At 54.2% G+C, this 17,452-nt stretch carries 6 protein-coding genes and 3 pseudogenes; all 9 read left to right on the forward strand.

Going from position 1 to position 17,452, the window contains the following annotated elements:
• Position 1: 1 nt before the first annotated feature.
• A pseudogene (locus H583_RS35125) lies at positions 2-7,498 on the forward strand (SDR family NAD(P)-dependent oxidoreductase); the annotation flags it as partial.
• A 252-nt stretch (positions 7,499-7,750) separates the two neighbouring features.
• Positions 7,751-9,574: pseudogene (locus H583_RS38060) on the forward strand (type I polyketide synthase); the annotation flags it as partial.
• 456 nt (positions 9,575-10,030) lie between these two features.
• Positions 10,031-10,747, forward strand: a pseudogene (locus tag H583_RS38065) (acyl carrier protein); the annotation flags it as partial.
• A gap of 2 nt (positions 10,748-10,749) precedes the next feature.
• Entirely contained in the window at positions 10,750-10,998 is a 249-nt protein-coding gene (locus H583_RS0103995) for an acyl carrier protein (protein ID WP_028559339.1), read from the forward strand.
• A complete protein-coding gene (locus H583_RS0104000; RefSeq protein WP_028559340.1) occupies positions 10,976-12,202 on the forward strand; it encodes a beta-ketoacyl synthase N-terminal-like domain-containing protein in 1,227 nt (408 codons plus the stop codon). The genes H583_RS0103995 and H583_RS0104000 overlap by 23 nt, the downstream gene beginning before the upstream one ends.
• Before the next feature lie 22 nt (positions 12,203-12,224).
• Positions 12,225-13,490 (forward strand): hydroxymethylglutaryl-CoA synthase family protein, encoded by a 1,266-nt coding sequence (locus H583_RS0104005; protein WP_028559341.1) that lies wholly within the window; start codon positions 12,225-12,227, stop codon positions 13,488-13,490.
• Complete coding sequence (locus H583_RS0104010; RefSeq protein ID WP_036708436.1) at positions 13,487-14,257, forward strand: enoyl-CoA hydratase/isomerase; 771 nt, start codon at positions 13,487-13,489, stop codon at positions 14,255-14,257. The genes H583_RS0104005 and H583_RS0104010 overlap by 4 nt, the downstream gene beginning before the upstream one ends.
• Before the next feature lie 14 nt (positions 14,258-14,271).
• Positions 14,272-15,021 (forward strand): polyketide synthase, encoded by a 750-nt coding sequence (locus tag H583_RS0104015; protein WP_028559343.1) that lies wholly within the window; start codon positions 14,272-14,274, stop codon positions 15,019-15,021.
• 32 nt (positions 15,022-15,053) lie between these two features.
• Positions 15,054-17,447 carry a type I polyketide synthase gene (locus H583_RS0104020; protein WP_028559344.1) on the forward strand — a complete coding sequence of 798 codons (2,394 nt, stop codon included), beginning with the start codon at positions 15,054-15,056 and terminating at the stop codon, positions 17,445-17,447.
• Positions 17,448-17,452 lie beyond the last annotated feature (5 nt).

Below are 17,452 nucleotides of genomic sequence, written 5' to 3' on the forward strand. Positions count from 1 at the left end.
AATGCAAAAGCAAGAAAGCTATGTCCAGCGCATTACGCACGCCAACTATATTGTCCGGGATCACCGGGTTCATCAAATTCGTACACTCCCGGGCGTCACCCTGCTGGATATGGTATACCGCCTGTCACTGCCCTACTTGGGTACACAGGCGATTGAGCTTCGAAATATATTGTTTATCCAGCCAATCGTCACCTCGCCGCAATTTGATCAGGAAGTGAGTGTAACCTTTACGCCTGAGCAAGCCCATTATAAAGTGCAGGTGACAAGCCGCAAGGTGACCGGAAATACAATCGTCGATCCGAAGTGGCAGGCCAACATGGAATGCATCCTGTCCGTCAGGCCGGAACAGGCCGAACTGCCCCAAATCCGGGATATGCAGGCAATCATCGGCCAACACGATCAGCAGTGGGATATGGATGATGTGTACGCCGTAGCACGGGAAGCAGACATTAGCCATGATGCATTTATGAAAACGCTGGGGAAAGTTTACCGTCGCGGTCAGGAAGAAGTCATGGAATTGCAGCTCGGGGAGTTAGCGGAAAAGTATCGCTCCAAATTTGTTGCGCATCCGGCTTTTCTGGACGGCTCTACCTTTGCCGGCTACTCATTTCGTCTGAGCGGGGAACGCGATCATATCTTTGATGCAGGCAAGGCGTACATTCCGTTTATGATCGGCCGCTTTTGCATTTATAAAACGCTGCCCGATACGATCTATACGTATACGCGCAGGTCGCCTGCGGATGAGGCGGAATCAGGCGAAGCGCGGGATGTATTCTCAGCCAGCCTGGAGATTCGGAATCAAGCAGGAGAGCTGCTGGTTGAATTTGAACACCTGACGTTAAAGCGAATCCGGGGGCTGCAATCTATTCAGCGCCTGATTCAATTGGATGCGGGGAATGAAGCGTCTGCTGAACTTCTGGAGGAGAGCGTAAGTGCATCCGGCTTCTCAGAGCGTCAGTCTGAAGCGGCAGTCTCAAGCTCTTTGGGGCAAAATCCGGCTTCTTCATCCATCGCGGGTGAATCTCAGGACCCTGCGGAGTGTGCTGCGGCTTACTTGCAGGAACAGATCGGACACGTTCTTCAGACAGACCCCGCTTCTCTGGATGCCCAGACAGGCTTTTATGATTTGGGCCTGGATTCAACCGAATTGATCGTTCTGGTGAAGAAACTCGAACGGCGGGTGGAGGCGCAATTATATCCGACGCTATTATTTGAGTACGCTACGATTGAACGCTTGTCTGAATATTTGGCAGACCAGCATGCTGCGGCATTCCAGCAGCCGCATGAGACTGCAGATAAAAAGCAGGCAACGGAATCACTCTCGTCTGATATGACCACGGATACGGGTGCCGGTGCCCAGCCGGATTTGTCCGCCGGAGACAGCGGTTTCGCTGTAACCGGGGAGAGCAGCAAGCTGTTGATTTACCGCCGGCACTGGGAACAGGCTGCAATCAGACAACGTGAAAAGGCCGAGGAAGCAACCGATGCCAAGGGCACTCCAATAGCACGGCAATACAAAATCTGGCTGTACGGGCCGGCTGCCCGGCTTCATGCCGGATTGCCCTCGGTGTTGTCCGCAGAGCTTGGTAATGCCGAAATGTTCCTGCTTGAATCTGAGGGGGATGACACGCCAGCAAGTCTGGAACAGATATTCAGGCAATCACTTGAACGCCTTCAGCATGAGCTCTTACAACGGACATCGGATCATATTCAATGTTTGATCGTTGCAGATGGCTTGGACGAATCAGGCCAGTACGCGGCAGCCCTGGAGGCTATGCTGAGAACGGCTAATCTGGAGCAGCCCCGCATTAGCGGCCAAGTGATTCTGATCGATCATTTGTTGGAACTGCCTTTATCCGAACTGGGGGGACTGCTGCTGCAAGAGGCCGTATTCTCGCAGCGTACGGAAGGAACGGTCAGGTATAGCGGACAACCGCTCTCCCGGATGGCTAGACATTGGACACCGATAACTGGTGAAAAGGCTAATGTTTCTGCCGATGCCCGTGTTGAACCCACCCCTGCCCAACTGGCCTTTAAGCCAAACGGCGTGTATGTGATCACGGGCGGTTTAGGCGGTTTGGGACTGGCTGTGGCTGAGCATATAGCAGGGAAATTCCCGGTCAAGCTGGCGCTTATCGGCCGTTCGCCTATCCGTGCCGAACAGGAGCAGCGGGTTCAGCAATTGCGGGAGCTTGGCTCGGAGGTTATGGTGCTGCAATCAGACATAGGCTCTGAAGCCCAGGTAGAGGAGGCTTATGCCCGCATCAAAGATCAATTTGGTGCGATTCACGGCATCGTTCATAGTGCAGGCATTATCAAGGATGAGTTCATCGTCCGTAAACAGACATCGGAATTAAAAGAAGTATTTCTGCCCAAAGTACAGGGGCTGTTTGCGCTGGATAATGTGAGCCGAGAGGAGCAGCTCGACTTTTTTGTCCTATTTTCATCAATCTCCGCGGTCATTGGGAATTTAGGTCAGGCTGATTATGCAAGTGCCAATGCCATTATGGACGTCTTTGCAGAGCTTCGCCAAGAGCGGGTAAGCCGGGGCGAGCGCAGCGGCATGACTGTGTCCATCAATTGGCCGCTTTGGGCGGACGGAGGCATGCATATTGATGAAGCCATGGAGCGTATGCTGTTTGCCTCATCAGGACTCAAGCCATTGCCAACGCTGGCAGGTTTGGAGGCGCTGGACCTTGCGCTGGCAGCCGGAGCGGCACAGGCAATTGTCATGTATGGGGAAGAGAGCCGGATTCAACATACATTTACGAGCGTGAATGCGGGTCAGGTCGAACAATTCACAAGTCTTGACGGGCAGATCGAGGTCAGCTATGGCCCGGATGATATTGCGATTATCGGCTTGTCCGGACGTTATCCGCTTGCCGGGACGATCAGCGAGTTCGAAGCCAATCTTCGCAGCAAGCGGGACTGTGTAACATCATTCCCCCAAGACAGATGGGAAGGACATGATTTTGGGTATGAGGTGGATCAGTTTTATAAATTCGGCGGGTTTATTGACCATATGGACAAGTTTGACCCATTGTTTTTCAATATGTCGCCTAGACAGGCCGAGACAACCGATCCGCAGGCCCGTTTGTTTTTACAAGCAGCCTGGTCTGCTTGTGAGGATGCTGGCTTCTATCAGAACCGTGGAGAGCATCACTATGTATCAGGCGGCGAACAGAGCGTCGGTGTATTTGCGGGTGTATTCTGGAGCCATTATGAATTGTTTGGTGCAGATTTGGCCCATCAGGGGACGCCGATGTCATTTGGCAACAGTCCTGCGGCTATTGCGAACTTGGTTTCCTATAATCTGAACTTGCACGGCCCTTCGATGGCGGTGGATACCATGTGCTCCTCATCTTTGACAGCTATCCATTTGGCAAGTGAAAGCATAAAGGGCGGAGAGTGCCACTTTGCCATCGCAGGGGGCGTTAATCTGGTCACGCATCCGCATAAATATATGTTTTTAAGGCAGGCACAGTTTCTGGCTTCCGACGGGCGCTGCCGCAGCTTCGGTGAGGGCGGCGACGGCTATGTGCCGGGAGAAGGCGTGGGCGCTGTCCTGCTGACGACAGTAGCGCGGGCGGAGCGTGAAGGCTATCCGGTGTATGGGGTGATTAAAGGCTCTGCTATCAATCATGTCGGCAAAACATCAGGGGCAACTGTGCCTGATCCGGTTGCACAATCTGAAGTCATTAAAAATGCGCTGGACAAGTCGGGCATACACCCGCGCACCATTACCTATGTGGAGGCGCATGGCACGGGAACCTCGCTGGGCGACCCGATAGAGATTCAAGGCTTGACGCGCGCTTTTTCCGAACGGACAGAGGACAAGGCCTACTGTGCCATTGGCTCTTCCAAATCGGGCATTGGACATCTGGAGGCGGCGGCAGGCATTGCTGCGCTCACCAAGCTGCTTTTACAGTTCCGGCGGGGGGAGATGTTCCCTTCTCTGCATGCGGAGAAAACGAACCCGTTCATTCCGTTTGCAGATACGCCGTTTTATCTGGAACGGGACGGGAAGGAATGGAGCAGGATTGAGAAAGTTACGGGCGGCAAGCGGGGTTTCTATTCAAGACGGGCCGGGCTTAGCTCCTTTGGCGCATTCGGGAGCAATGCCCATCTGATTGTAGAGGAATATATACCGCTACCAAAAGCGAAAGCCTCCACCACCCGGGAGGGCAAGCCGGTTATCATTCCGCTGTCCGCCCGCAATGAAGACAGGCTGCAAGCTGTTGCCAGGCGGCTGCTTGACTGGCTGCTTGCTGACGGTCAGGGTGCAAAAGAAATATCCGGTCCATCGTTACGCGAGCAATTGCTTGCGGACATACTGGAGCAACTGGCCGGATTGCTGGATGTGCCGGCAAGCGAATTGGATGATTGGCAGCCTTTTGTCGACCAGAATGTTGATCCATTGACCCGCTTCCGGTTGTATGAGCGGCTGGAGGAAAAGTGGGAGCTGTCCGGCCTTGAAGGGCAAACCTGTCAGGCAGTTTCCGTTCAAGAGCTAGCCGATCTTCTGCTTCAGCATCATCGGGCTGCGCTGGCCATGCAATATGCAGAGGCTCCGGCAGGCCAAGCGGGGACAGAGCTTCCAATACCTGATAATTTGAATGAGCTGGCTTATACACTTCAGGTTGGCAGGGAAGCGATGGCTGTCCGGTTAGCCTGTGTTGTCCGGTCGACCGACGAATTAATCAGCGCACTGCGAGCGGTTATAGAGGGGCATACGCCATTGAACGGCTATCGAAGTGCCGGGTCAACTGGCAGGAACGCCACTGTTATTGAACTCCACACCAGGATGAGCGATGAGGAGCTCAGTACAGCGGCAGAACAATGGACAAAGGGAGCCCGCTTACACTGGCAAGGACAATATGAAGCTCTTCCTCAGCGAATTCATATCCCAACCTATCCATTCGCAGAGCAAAGGTATTGGGTTCCCGCAGCGGAGTTGGCCAGTTCTGCCGGGTCACGGCGATTCCAAGGGCAGGACATGATTCATCCGTTAGTGCACCGCAATACGTCCGATTTGACGAAGCAGCGGTTTAGATCGGCCTTCAATGGCCATGAACCGTTTTTGAACGACCATGTGGTGAACGGCCGTCGTGTGCTGCCGGCTGCTGCGATTCTGGAAATGGTGCGTGCGGCCGTATATGAGGCTGCTGCTCCGCTTATGGCGGATGAACGGAGACTGACGCTGAAGCAAGTCGTGTGGACAAAGCCCATCGTTGCCAATGACGCAGGCGCAAATACGCTGCTTCATATCGGACTTTCACCGCAAAGCAATGGCGGCATTGGATTTGAAATTTATGGGGAGCAGGAAAATGAGCTGTACTCACAAGGGACGGCAATGATCGGTACGGAACAGGAGCAGCCCCGCCTTGCATTGGAGAAGCTGATTCACCAGTCCCGTCCTAGCCGGTGGAGCGCAGGGGAGTACTATACGGCCTTTCAAAATTGCGGTTTGTCATATGGAGCGGAGCACCGCTGTATGGAGAGCGTTCACCTGGGCACAGACACCGTTTTGGTGAAGCTCCGGTTGCCTGTAAGCGATGGAGCAGCTTCAAATGCCGCATACGGGGATTCGTATATGCTGCACCCGGGTTTATTGGATTCCGCTCTGCAGGCGACACTTGTTCTTAACCATCCGGCCAGCCCAAGCTCTGACGAAATGCCGGAGCTCCCTTTGATGATCCCGTATTCCTTGCAGGAGCTGCAAATATACGGCAAGGCTGCACCTGCAATGTGGGCCGTCGTCCGGCATAGTACAAGCGGGCCTTCTGCCGAAAATGTCCGGGCCTTTGACATCGATATTTGCGATGAAGAGGGGCTGGTGCTTTGGCGTGTCCGGCAGTTGACGGCGGCAGCGTTAAAGCCGGAAGAGAAGGCGGCTGATTTGGGCGTGCTTCTCTATGAGCCTATTTGGCGTGAATGCAGTTTGACTTCACCAATTTCACCACAAAGCGTTTTGCCGCTGCGGCATTCTGTTTTGCTCTGCGGGCGGGATCATGCGGACCTTCAAAGAGTAGAAGCGCAGTTGCCAGGCATCAGCTGCCAGGCTTTGCGGTCAGAGGAGCGTCATGAGGGATTGCAATTCCAGGAGTATGCCATTCAGCTTCTGGAGCAGATTCAGCATATTCTGGCTGCAGGCGGAACAGGCAAAGCGCTGTTGCAGGTCGCTGTTCCTTCATCAGGCAGCGGCAAGCTTCTTGCAGGGTTGAGCGGAATGCTCAGAACCGCACATCTGGAGCACCCTCGCCTGTTGTGGCAGCTCATTGAACTTGAGCCTGAGCTGACGGCAACTGAGATTGCAAGCACATTGCAGGCCAATGCGGGCTGCCTGGAGGATCTTCATATTCGCTACAGCAACGGCAAGCGGTATGTGAAGGACTGGCAGGAACAAGCTGCTCTCCGTCATTCCGGCACGAACCCTTGGCGGAATGACGGGGTATATGTCATTACGGGAGGCGCCGGAGGCTTGGGGATAATCGTTGCCAAAGATATTGTAACCCGCGCCCCTCAGGCAACGCTGGTGCTGACCGGGCGTTCGGGGCCGGAGCAGGCGACGGTGCAAGACAAGCTGGCTGTGCTGCAAGCTGAGGCGCCTCTTGCCACTATTGATTATGTACAGGCAGACGTGTCAGACCGTGACCAGGCAGACAGCCTTGTGGAGCGTATCCATACCTGTTACGGGGCATTACACGGTATTATTCACAGCGCCGGTGTAACACGGGACAGCTACCTGCTTAAAAAGGTGCCGCAGGAGCTGAAGGACGTATTTGCACCAAAGGTATCAGGTGCCGTCAATCTTGATTTGGCGAGCCGCCATCTCCCGCTTGAGCAATTTATTATTTTTGGCTCGATTGCCGGATCGCTGGGCAATGCCGGGCAGGCTGACTATGCAGCGGCTAACGCTTTTGCAGCGGCCTATGCGGATTACCGGGCAGAAGCTGTCCGCGCAGGGCTTTGCGCCGGGAAGACATTGACGATCGACTGGCCGCTTTGGCAGGAGGGCGGGATGCTTGTCGATGCAGAGAATGAGGAGCGGCTGCGCCGCCATATCGGCATCATTCCGATGAGTTCCGCGACCGGCTTGCGGGCGCTGTCCGACGGCCTGTCTCTTCCGGGTTCCCGCTTGATTGTATTGGGAGGGGACTTGAAGCGGATAAGAGAGAGAGTCACAGCGAATGAGAAAGGTGCCGGACACGCCATAATGCCGGGCGGCTGGAACGAGGCAGCGGCTTTGGTTGCAAGCGGCAGTAGCGACGGCATACCGGCGGACAAAGCATCTGTCGCGGCAGCGATGGAGGATGCGCTCGGCCAACTGGTATCCCAATTGCTTAAAGTACAGCTTCAAGATATTGAGCCTCAGCTTAACCTGAGTGATTACGGCTTCGATTCGGTCACCTTCACGGAGCTGACAAACCGGTTGAACGAACAGTTCCATGTTGAATTGACACCTGCGATTTTCTTTGAATATGCAACGATTCAAAGCTTTGCCGGCTATATGGCCGAGGAGCATCGCGAGCGTGTTGAAGCGTTGTTGCTGTCCGGCCCGGCTTCCAATAAGAAGCCTTCTGAAATCCCGGCGAGAACGGATGCTGCAAAAGCTGCACCATTGCCGTCATCCACAAGCCGGTTTGTCAAGGAAGGTTCCGCTAAACAATCTGTACAGGCTCAGCAGGCAAGAACAGGCGGCCGGATGGAGCCCCTCCGTTCCTATTCGGGTGAAGATCGACTGAAGCACGAGCCGATTGCAATTGTCGGCATGAGCGGAAAATTTCCGATGGCAGATGATTTGGAGGCGCTATGGGCGAACCTGCTGCAGGGCCGCAATTGTATTTCTGAAATTCCGGCCGAACGCTGGGACTGGCGTTCCTATTTCGGTAATCCTGAGGCGGAAGCGAACAAGTCCAATGTAAAATGGGGCGGCTTCATAAACGGGATTGAAGAATTTGATCCGCAATTTTTCGGTATTTCCCCCCGGGAGGCAGAGCTCATGGATCCGCAGCAGCGGCTGCTGATGACTTATGCGTGGAAGGCCATTGAGGATGCCGGCTATGCGGCAAGCAGACTGGCGGGGTCAGATACGGGCATATTTGTCGGTACTGCCGGCAGTGGCTATGGGGAGCGCATTTACAGGTCGGGCATGCCGATCGAAGGATATACCTCAACAGGTACCGTATCCTCAGTAGGCCCGAACCGAATGAGCTATTTCCTTGACCTCCACGGTCCGAGCGAGCCGATTGAAACAGCATGCTCCAGCTCACTGGTGGCGATTGACCGGGCCGTCACAGCCATCCAGAACGGCGTTTGCCGCATGGCGGTTGCAGGTGGAGTCAATACGCTGGTTGCGCCAGAGCCGCATATAAGCTTCAATAGAGCCGGCATGCTGAGTGAGGACGGGCGCTGCAAGACATTCTCGAGTGAAGCCAATGGTTATGTTCGCGGCGAGGGAGTCGGGATGCTGGTGCTCAAAAGTCTGGCTGATGCAGAAGCGGACGGCGATTATATTCATGGCGTCATTCGTGCGACGGCTGTTAATCACGGAGGGAGAGCGCAATCTCTGACGGCACCGAATCCGAAAGCCCAAGCGGCGCTGCTGCAAAAAGCCTATGAAAAGGCCGGGATAGACCCGCGTACCGTAACGTACATCGAGGCGCACGGGACAGGTACCGCGCTCGGAGACCCGATTGAAATCAACGGGTTGAAAGCAGCGTTCCAGAATTTGTATGAACATCATGGATTGGAATTGGAGAGCGAGCCGCATTGCGGGCTCGGTTCAATCAAGACGAGTATCGGACATTTGGAACTTGCCGCCGGTGTCGCAGGGGTTATAAAGGTGCTGCTGCAGATGAAGCATAAAACACTTGTACAGAGCCTGCATTGTGACCAGATAAACCCGTACATTCAATTGCAGGACAGTCCATTCTATATCGTGAGGCAGAGCCGGGAATGGCCGGCGCTTAGCGACGAGCGCGGACAGGCAGTTCCACGGCGGGCGGGGGTCAGTTCCTTCGGCTTCGGCGGTGTCAACGCACATGCTGTCATAGAAGAATATATTCCGCCGCAACTGCCACCGCAGGCTAACATGCCGGGGGACAAAAAGGATGTTGTCATTGTGCTTTCGGCCAGGAGCGAGGAGCGCCTGCGCGATTTGGCCGGGGAGTGGCTGTCATATTTGGCAGCCGGCAAACTTGAGGATGTCTGCCTGACGGATGCTGCCTATACGCTCCAGACGGGCCGGAGCGCTTTTGAAGAAAGACTGGGCGTTGTTGTCGGGTTTGTTCAGGAGCTTGCTGACAAACTCAAGCTTTATATCGAAGGTGAGACATCCATTCCCGGCCTGTACCGGGATCATTCCAAACGGAGCAAGGATATCGTGTCTTTGTTTGCAGATGATGATCTCAAGTCTGCTATTGAGAGCTGGTTTGACAAAGGCAAGCATCATAAGCTGGCGGAAATTTGGGCGCGCGGGCTGGATATTGACTGGAGTCCGTTGTACGGCAGCAGCAAGCGGCAGCGTCTGAGTCTGCCGACGTATGCATTTGCGCGTGAACGCTATTGGATCGGGCAGCGTAAGCCGCAACTTCAACCGCAGCTTCAACCGCAGCTTACGGTCGGCCTGGCCCAATCCAGGATGCACAGCGAGCCTTCTCCATCTGAAAGCTTGAACAAGTCTGCCATTCAGGAAGTCACGACTGAAGCACGTGAGTTGCTCAATAAGCCGACAGGAATTAAACTCCAGCCTCCCCATGCAGGTTTCTCAGGGGCCTTGCCAGACAAGCCTTCCGGCATTGCACCTGTAACGCTCCGCTCTCCGGGGCAATCAGCGATGGAAGGAGCTTTCAACATGGCAGGGGGGCAGAACACAGGGACATTCAATACGATAGCACCTGGACCGGAACCACGCGAAATGGTGAAAGCTTTTGGGAGTGTCGGCCAAGAGCCTCAAAGTCCTGAGGCAGCTGCTGGTCGGGAAGACACTCAAGCGACGATACGGCGCCTGCAGCAAGAGCTGTCTGCAAGTCTGGCAGAGGCGCTGTACCTGAATGAAGCGGCTATCGATATGGACAAGCCTTTTACAGATATGGGACTGGATTCGATTGTTGGTGTTGAATGGATGCGCACGATCAATCGCCGGTACGGAACGGATATTTCGGCCACCAAGGTATATGACTACCCGAATTTGCGCACATTGGCTTCCTATTTGGCACAGCAGGTGCAAGCCGTAAATGTCCCGGGGAGCCCTGCTTCTGCAGAAGCACAAAGTGTAACTGTATCAAATGGAAAGGTTTCTCAGCAGCACGTTCATGCAAAAAGTCAGGGAGAAGAGGCGCTTATGAGCGGTCTGGTGGAGAAGCTGGCGGATAGTCTGGCCGACGCCCTCTATCTGGATCGCGGGAAGATAGACACCGGCGCGAAGTTTAATGAATTGGGGCTTGATTCCATTGTAGGCGTTGAATGGTTGAGAACTATCAACCGCCTGTTTAATACTGCAATACCTGTAACGAAGGTATACGATTATCCGACCATTAACGAGTTCGCCCGCTACTTGTCAACCTATGTACAGCCTTCACAAGGGGCCTTCACAAGCGGAGCACAAGTACCGGCTGCAGACAGCAGTCATTCCCGGACAGCAGGAGGCAAGCAATCGGTGGACGATGTGCTCCAGCAGGTACAGTCTGGCAAACTTGACATTCAGCAGGCAGAGAAGCTGCTTATTGCATTAGGAGGAATTTAAAAATGACGAAGGAAACGATATTTAACATTATTGTGAATCATAGCCGCGAGCTGCTTCCCGAGCTGGAAGACTATACGTTCCAGTTTACGGACCGGCTTGCGGACCTGGGGGCCAACTCGGTAGACCGGGCAGAAATCGTCATGATGACGATGGAATCCTTATCGCTGCAAATCCCGCGTGTCGAATTATTCGGGGCAAGCAATATAGGTGAATTGGTGGACATTATTTATGACAAATTACAGCTCGTCTGATGTCTGGATTACCGGTGCGGGAGTTTCATCTGCCGTAGGGCAAGGGAAAGAAGCCTTTGCGGAGGCCCTCTTCCGCGGGGACCATGCATTCGGGATCATGCGGCGGCCAGGCAGGCAAAAAGATACGCAATTCATCGGGGCTGAACTCGCACCTTTGGCACCGGGAAGCCGAATTTCCCGGCGATTATGGCGGGGAGCCTCGCTAACTGCACAGGCCGCCCTTGTTACACTGCTGGAAGCCTGGGAAGAGGCAGGGCTGGACAATATGGACCCGGCTCGCATCGGTTTGATTATAGGCGGTTCCAATGTTCAGCAGCGGGAACAATTGCTGACGTATGCGAGCTATGCTGACCGCCCTTTGTATACGAAGCCGACCTACGGTCTGACTTTTATGGACAGCGACCTGTGCGGGCTCTGTACGGAGCAGTTCCAAATCAGGGGATTTGCTTATACGATGGGCGGCGCCTCGGCGAGCGGTCAAGCGGCGGTAATAGCCGGAGCTGAAGCGATTCGTTCAGGGCAAGCCGACGTTGTCGTTGCCATTGGCGCATTAATGGACTTGTCCTATTTGGAGTGTCAAGCGTTCAGCTCGCTGGGCGCAATGGGATCGGAGCGGTATGCCGGTGACCCGGCTTCCGCCTCGCGCCCCTTTGACCGTCAGCGGGATGGTTTCATCTATGGCGAGGCCTGTGGCGCCATCGTGCTTGAGCGCGCGGAACATGCTGCCAGCCGGGGGCAGCAGCCTCTGGCGCGAGTGGCCGGCTGGGGAATATCTGCGGATGGCAACCGCAATCCGAATCCGTCCGCAGAAGGAGAGGCGCGGGCTGTAAATCAGGCTCTGGCTTCCTCAGGGGTGAATGCGCGGGCAATAGATTATATCAATATGCATGGAACAGGCTCAATAATCGGAGATGAAATTGAATTACAGGTGATCAGAGACAGCGGCCTTGAAAATGCCTGTCTCAATGCAACGAAGTCAATAACCGGACATGGTCTGAGTGCGGCCGGTAATGTTGAGCTGGTGGCTACACTGCTCCAGATGAAGGCATCCCGGCTGCATCCGACCCGCAATTTACAGGACCCGATTGATGCCGGACTGCGCTGGGTTGCCGGACAGGCAATCGGGCATGAAGTGCAGCACGCTTTAAATTTGAGCATGGGATTTGGCGGTATGAACACAGCTGTCATTTTGCAGCGAATCTGAATGGGGGTAGGGTAGAGTCCAGATGATTGCAGCGGGAATAGAAGTAATGAATGCCTTTGGCGGAACTGCAAGCCTAAATGTGATGGAGCTGGCCAAGTATCGGAAGCTGGATACGGCCCGGTTTGAGAACTTATTAATGTTGGAAAAAACGGTGGCATTGCCGAATGAGGACCCGGTCACATTCGCGGTCAATGCAGCCAAGCCGCTTATTGACAGGATGTCCGAAGCGGAGAAAAATCGCATTGAAATGCTGATTACCTGCACGGAATCAGGCATAGATTTTGGGAAATCCATCAGCACGTATGTGCATCACTATTTGGGCTTGTCCCGCAACTGCCGGTTATTTGAAATTAAGCAAGCCTGTTACGCAGGGACGGCTGGCTTGCAGATGGCGGTCAATTTTGTATTGTCGCAGGTATCCCCGGGAGCGAAGGTGCTGGTTGTAGCCACTGATATCTCCCGGCATTTAAAAGCTGAGGATGGAGATCCGCTTGCGCCGGACTGGTCCTTTGTAGAACCTAGCGGCGGGGCAGGTGCTGTAGCGATGATTGTATCGGAGCAGCCCTATGTATTCCAGATTGATCCGGGAGCTAACGGCTATTACGGATATGAGGTCATGGATACTTGCCGCCCGGTGCCGGACAGTGAGGCGGGAGATGCCGATTTGTCGCTGTTGTCTTATCTCGACTGCTGCGAGCAAACCTATCTGGAGTATGAGAGAAGGGTTAGAGGGGCTCACTATCGCGATACGTTTGACTACATGGCTTACCACACCCCCTTTGGAGGGATGGTAAAAGGCGCCCACCGTACGATGATGCGCAAGATGGTAAAGGCCAAGCCCGCAGAAATAGAAGCGGATTTTGAGAAGCGTGTGCTTCCCGGCCTGTACTATTGCCAGCGCGTAGGAAATATTATGGGAGCCACCTTATTCCTGGCATTGGCCGGTGTAATTGACAATGGGGACTTTTCCGTTCCGAAACGTGTCGGATTGTTTTCTTACGGCTCCGGATGCAGCTCGGAATTTTTCAGCGGCATTGTAACTCCTGAAGGACAAGAGCGCCAGCGGCAAATGGACATTGGCCGCAAGCTTGCCGCCCGGTACTCACTGGCGATGGATGAGTATGAAGCCGTACTGCACGCAAGCAGCATTGTCAGGTTTGGGATACGCAATGTCAAGCTGGATCCGCTCAGCATTCCTCAAGCCGCGAGCAGGCATGATGCGCCTTTGCTTGTGCTGGATGAAATCCGTGATTATCACCGCCTGTACAACTGGTCGACTTTCACATGAGGACATCGTATGAAACGATCCGTGTCCACATGCGGGGCGCAGTAGCGAACATCCAATTGTACCGGCCGGATGCGGACAATGCCATTAATGACCGCATGATCGAAGAGTGCACGGAAGTGCTGGATTATTGTGCGCAGCAGGTTCAGGTTGTGACACTGGAAGGGCTGCCGGGAGTGTTCTGCTCGGGAGCCGATTTTCACCGTGTGAGCGAGTATCACACTACAGGGACACAGGCTCCGGATATTGCCGAACCCCTATATGCATTGTGGGAAAGGCTTGCCGAAGGGCCTTATGTCACAATTGCCCATGTAAAGGGCAAGGTTAATGCCGGGGGTGTGGGTTTTGCGGCAGCGTGCGATATGGTTATCGCAGATGAAACCGCACAATTCAGCCTTTCCGAAATGCTGTTCGGGCTGTTCCCGGCCTGTGTGCTGCCTTTCTTAATCCGGCGTGTGGGCTATCAGAGAGCCCATTATATGACGTTATCCACGCAAGCGATTACCGCCGGACAAGCACTCGAGTGGGGGCTTGCCGATGCTGGCGGCCCGGACAGCGAGCATTTGCTTCGCAGGCATCTGCCCCGGCTGACACGGTTGTCGAAGGAAGCGATTGTTAATTACAAACAGTATATGTCCAGACTGCGCAACGATATCACATCCGCCAGAGCCGAGGCTGTTGCCGCGAACCGGCGGATGTTTGCGGATCCGGTCATTGCCGCGCATATCAGCAGATATGCCGTGACAGGACAATTTCCATGGGAATCTTAGGAGCGAAACCAGTTATGAATGACTCTATTATTCAGTTCATTGAGCTAGAGCCGGGCATTATGCTGTTGAAAATGGAGGACCGGGAACATAAAAATCTGCTGACCCCGGATATGACCGCTTCTTTACAAGCGGCATTCCGGCAAGCCGGGGATAAGCCGGAATGCCGTGCCGTCATTTGGACGGGATATGACAGCTACTTCTCGACCGGCGGCACCAAGGAAGGCCTATTGTCTATCCATACCGGACAAGCCGTATTTACAGATGCATCTGTATTCCAATTGTCACTGGAATGCCCGGTTCCCGTTATTGCGGCGATGCAAGGGCATGCAATCGGGGGCGGTTTGTCCATGGGGCTGTTTGCCGACTTCATTGTGTTAAGCCGGGAAAGCGTGTACTCAGCCAACTATATGAAATACGGCTTTACACCCGGCATGGGGGCAACTCTTGTCATGCCTCACAAGCTGGGTTATCCGCTGGGAAGCGAGATGCTGATGACCGGAAGCGCCTACCGTGGCGCCGACCTGGAGCGGCGCGGGGTTGCATTTCCCGTCGTTGCGAGGGAAGAAGTGTTGTCCGTTGCGCTGGAGCTGGCTCGTGATCTTGCGCAGAAGCCCCGGGAGTCGCTGGTAACACTCAAGCGCCATCTGACAAAAAATATCCGGGAGATGCTTCCGTCAATCATTCAGCAGGAGATTGAGATGCACGAGCAGACGATCCACAGGCCAGAGGTTAAAGAGCGAATCATGCAGCTGTTTGGAAATTGAGTTATCAAATTGACAGTTAAAGAGGGAGAGAAATGAACGCACAAGCGATCCTAAGGTCCCTGCAGGAGGGAGTAATAAGCCAGGAAGAGGCTAAACGCAGACTTCGTGAGACGCTTTCTGGGGAGAGCGGGCCAACTCCGGAACAGCATCAATCCTCAGAGCGTGAAAGCTATGAAGCGGCCAAAAGGCAAGCAGCGCCTGAGTCCGATGCAATCGCCATTATCGGGATGTCCGGGCAATTCCCGATGGCCGATACATTGGAACAGTTCTGGAATAATTTGAAGGAAGGGCGCGACTGTATAAGCGAAGTTCCTGCGGATAGATGGGATATGAGCTTTTATGACGCCGATCCCAAGTCTCCGGGCAAAAGCTATTCCAAATGGATGGGGGTTTTGGAAAATGCGGATCGTTTCGATCCGCATTTTTTTCAATTGTCTCCGGCCGAAGCCGAGCTGATGGACCCTCAGCAGAGATTATTTCTGGAGCACTGCTGGCGCAGTCTGGAGGATGCAGGCATAGCTCCATCCAGTCTTGCAGGCAGCCGGTGCGGCGTATTCGCGGGCTGTTCTGTGAATGATTATGATCATCATATGGGCAGCGAGGGGCTTAGCGCCTATGGCCTTGTCGGCAGATCAATCGCCATCCTGCCCGCAAGAATTTCGTATTTGCTTAATTTGAAAGGCCCTTGCCTGGCGATCGATACTTCTTGCTCGGCTTCATTGGTTGCCATTGCCGAGGCGTGCAACAGCTTGAAGCTCGGGGACAGCGATTTGGCGCTGGCAGGAGGTGTCTGCGTGCTTACGACCCCCGATATGCATATTATGACGAGCAAGGCCGGGATGCTGTCCCCGGACGGCCGTTGTTATACGTTTGATAACCGGGCCAACGGTTTTGTCCCGGGAGAAGGGGCAGGTGTCATTCTGCTGAAACGTCTTGCTGATGCTGTTCGCGACGAGGATCTGATTTATGGGGTCATTCGTGGCTGGGGCGTCAATCAGGACGGCAGAACAAACGGAATTACCGCTCCCAGCAGCCAATCACAGAGTGAATTGGAACGTGATGTATATACACGCTTCGGGATTAACCCGGATTCGATCACGATGGTTGAGGCGCACGGAACAGGGACAAAGCTGGGTGACCCGATAGAGGTTGAAGCCTTGATTGCTTCCATGCGGACATTCACCCGGAAGCAAGGCTATTGCGCTCTTGGCTCGGTCAAAAGCAACATCGGCCATTTGCTGACGGCAGCAGGGGCAGCAAGCGTGATCAAGGTACTGTTGTCGATGAAGCATAAAATGCTGCCTCCGACGATTCATTTTCAGTCCTTAAATGATCATATTTCGCTGGATGCAAGCCCGTTCTATGTGAACGCCAGCCTGAAAGCATGGGAACCTGGAGCATCCGGCACAAGACGTGCAGCGGTTAGCTCCTTTGGCTTCAGCGGAACGAACGCCCATCTCGTCCTTGAGGAATATCCATATGCTAATCGGAATAGCGCGGAAGAAGGGGGAGCGAACGGGGGCCAGTCCTTCCCATCAGGCGGGGAAACCTTGATATTCCCATTGTCTGCACCGGATGCCGACAGCCTCAAGCGCTATGCAAAACAGCTCCGGGATTGGGCAGTCAGCAGTGCAGCATCCAATGACTCCACAATGCTGAAGCCTCTTGCATATACAATGCAAACCGGGCGCGAAGCAATGAAGGTGCGCATGGCCGTAATGGCCAGTCATGTAACGGACCTTATTCAGGGACTGGATCATTTTCTCAATGACCATCCTTCGCCTGTTGTCCTCTCAAGCCCGCAAACAGCAGGCGGGCGCGAGCAGCATGACATGTACAGGCTTCAAGGCGGGCCGGCATCGGGCGGGCAGGAATATGCAGCAAATCTTAGCCGGCAGTGGGTGAGCGGCGGCGAAGTTGTGTGGCGTGATTTGTACACAGTCCGTCCCATGCGCTTGAGATTGCCGGGCTATCCCTTCAAGAGGGAGCGATTCTGGATTCATCGCGCCGCCATTCAAGCTGCCCCTGCCCTCGAAGCAATCGTTCCACCCGCCTCTCCCTTGTCCGATGCAAAAGCTTATGTATATGAGCTGCTTGGACGGCACAGCCTGGGTATTCAGCCCGGGCAGTCTGCGGATGAATTGAATGAGCTTCGTCCATTAATCTATTTGGGCCTGGATTCATTAGTCGGTATCCACATCCAAAATACCATTATGAAGGATTACGGCATTGAGGTGACAATGGCCCAGCTTATGGACGGCTTGCATACGAAAGGGCTCATAGAGCTGCTCCAGCGCAGCGGTCCTGTGAATTCCCAAAGCATTGGCGAAGTAAAGAATCGGGGACTAGACGAAGGGCAGCAATGGCAAGAGGTGGCGACACAATCCGAACAAAAACAGGAAAAAGCCGTTTGGATGGAGCTTTGACGAAA

It is taken from the genome of Paenibacillus pinihumi DSM 23905 = JCM 16419, assembly GCF_000422505.1.
Taxonomy (GTDB): Bacteria; Bacillota; Bacilli; order Paenibacillales; family Paenibacillaceae; genus Paenibacillus_D; species Paenibacillus_D pinihumi.

What these genes read in the sequence shown, in the direction of transcription:
- H583_RS0104005 (WP_028559341.1), top strand. Translation starts at nt 12,225, where the DNA reads ATGATTGCAGCGGGAATAGAAGTAATGAATGCCTTTGGCGGAACTGCA.
- H583_RS0104000 (WP_028559340.1), top strand. Translation starts at nt 10,976, where the DNA reads ATGACAAATTACAGCTCGTCTGATGTCTGGATTACCGGTGCGGGAGTT.
- H583_RS0103995 (WP_028559339.1), top strand. Translation starts at nt 10,750, where the DNA reads ATGACGAAGGAAACGATATTTAACATTATTGTGAATCATAGCCGCGAG.
- H583_RS0104010 (WP_036708436.1), top strand. Translation starts at nt 13,487, where the DNA reads ATGAGGACATCGTATGAAACGATCCGTGTCCACATGCGGGGCGCAGTA.
- H583_RS0104015 (WP_028559343.1), top strand. Translation starts at nt 14,272, where the DNA reads ATGAATGACTCTATTATTCAGTTCATTGAGCTAGAGCCGGGCATTATG.
- H583_RS0104020 (WP_028559344.1), top strand. Translation starts at nt 15,054, where the DNA reads ATGAACGCACAAGCGATCCTAAGGTCCCTGCAGGAGGGAGTAATAAGC.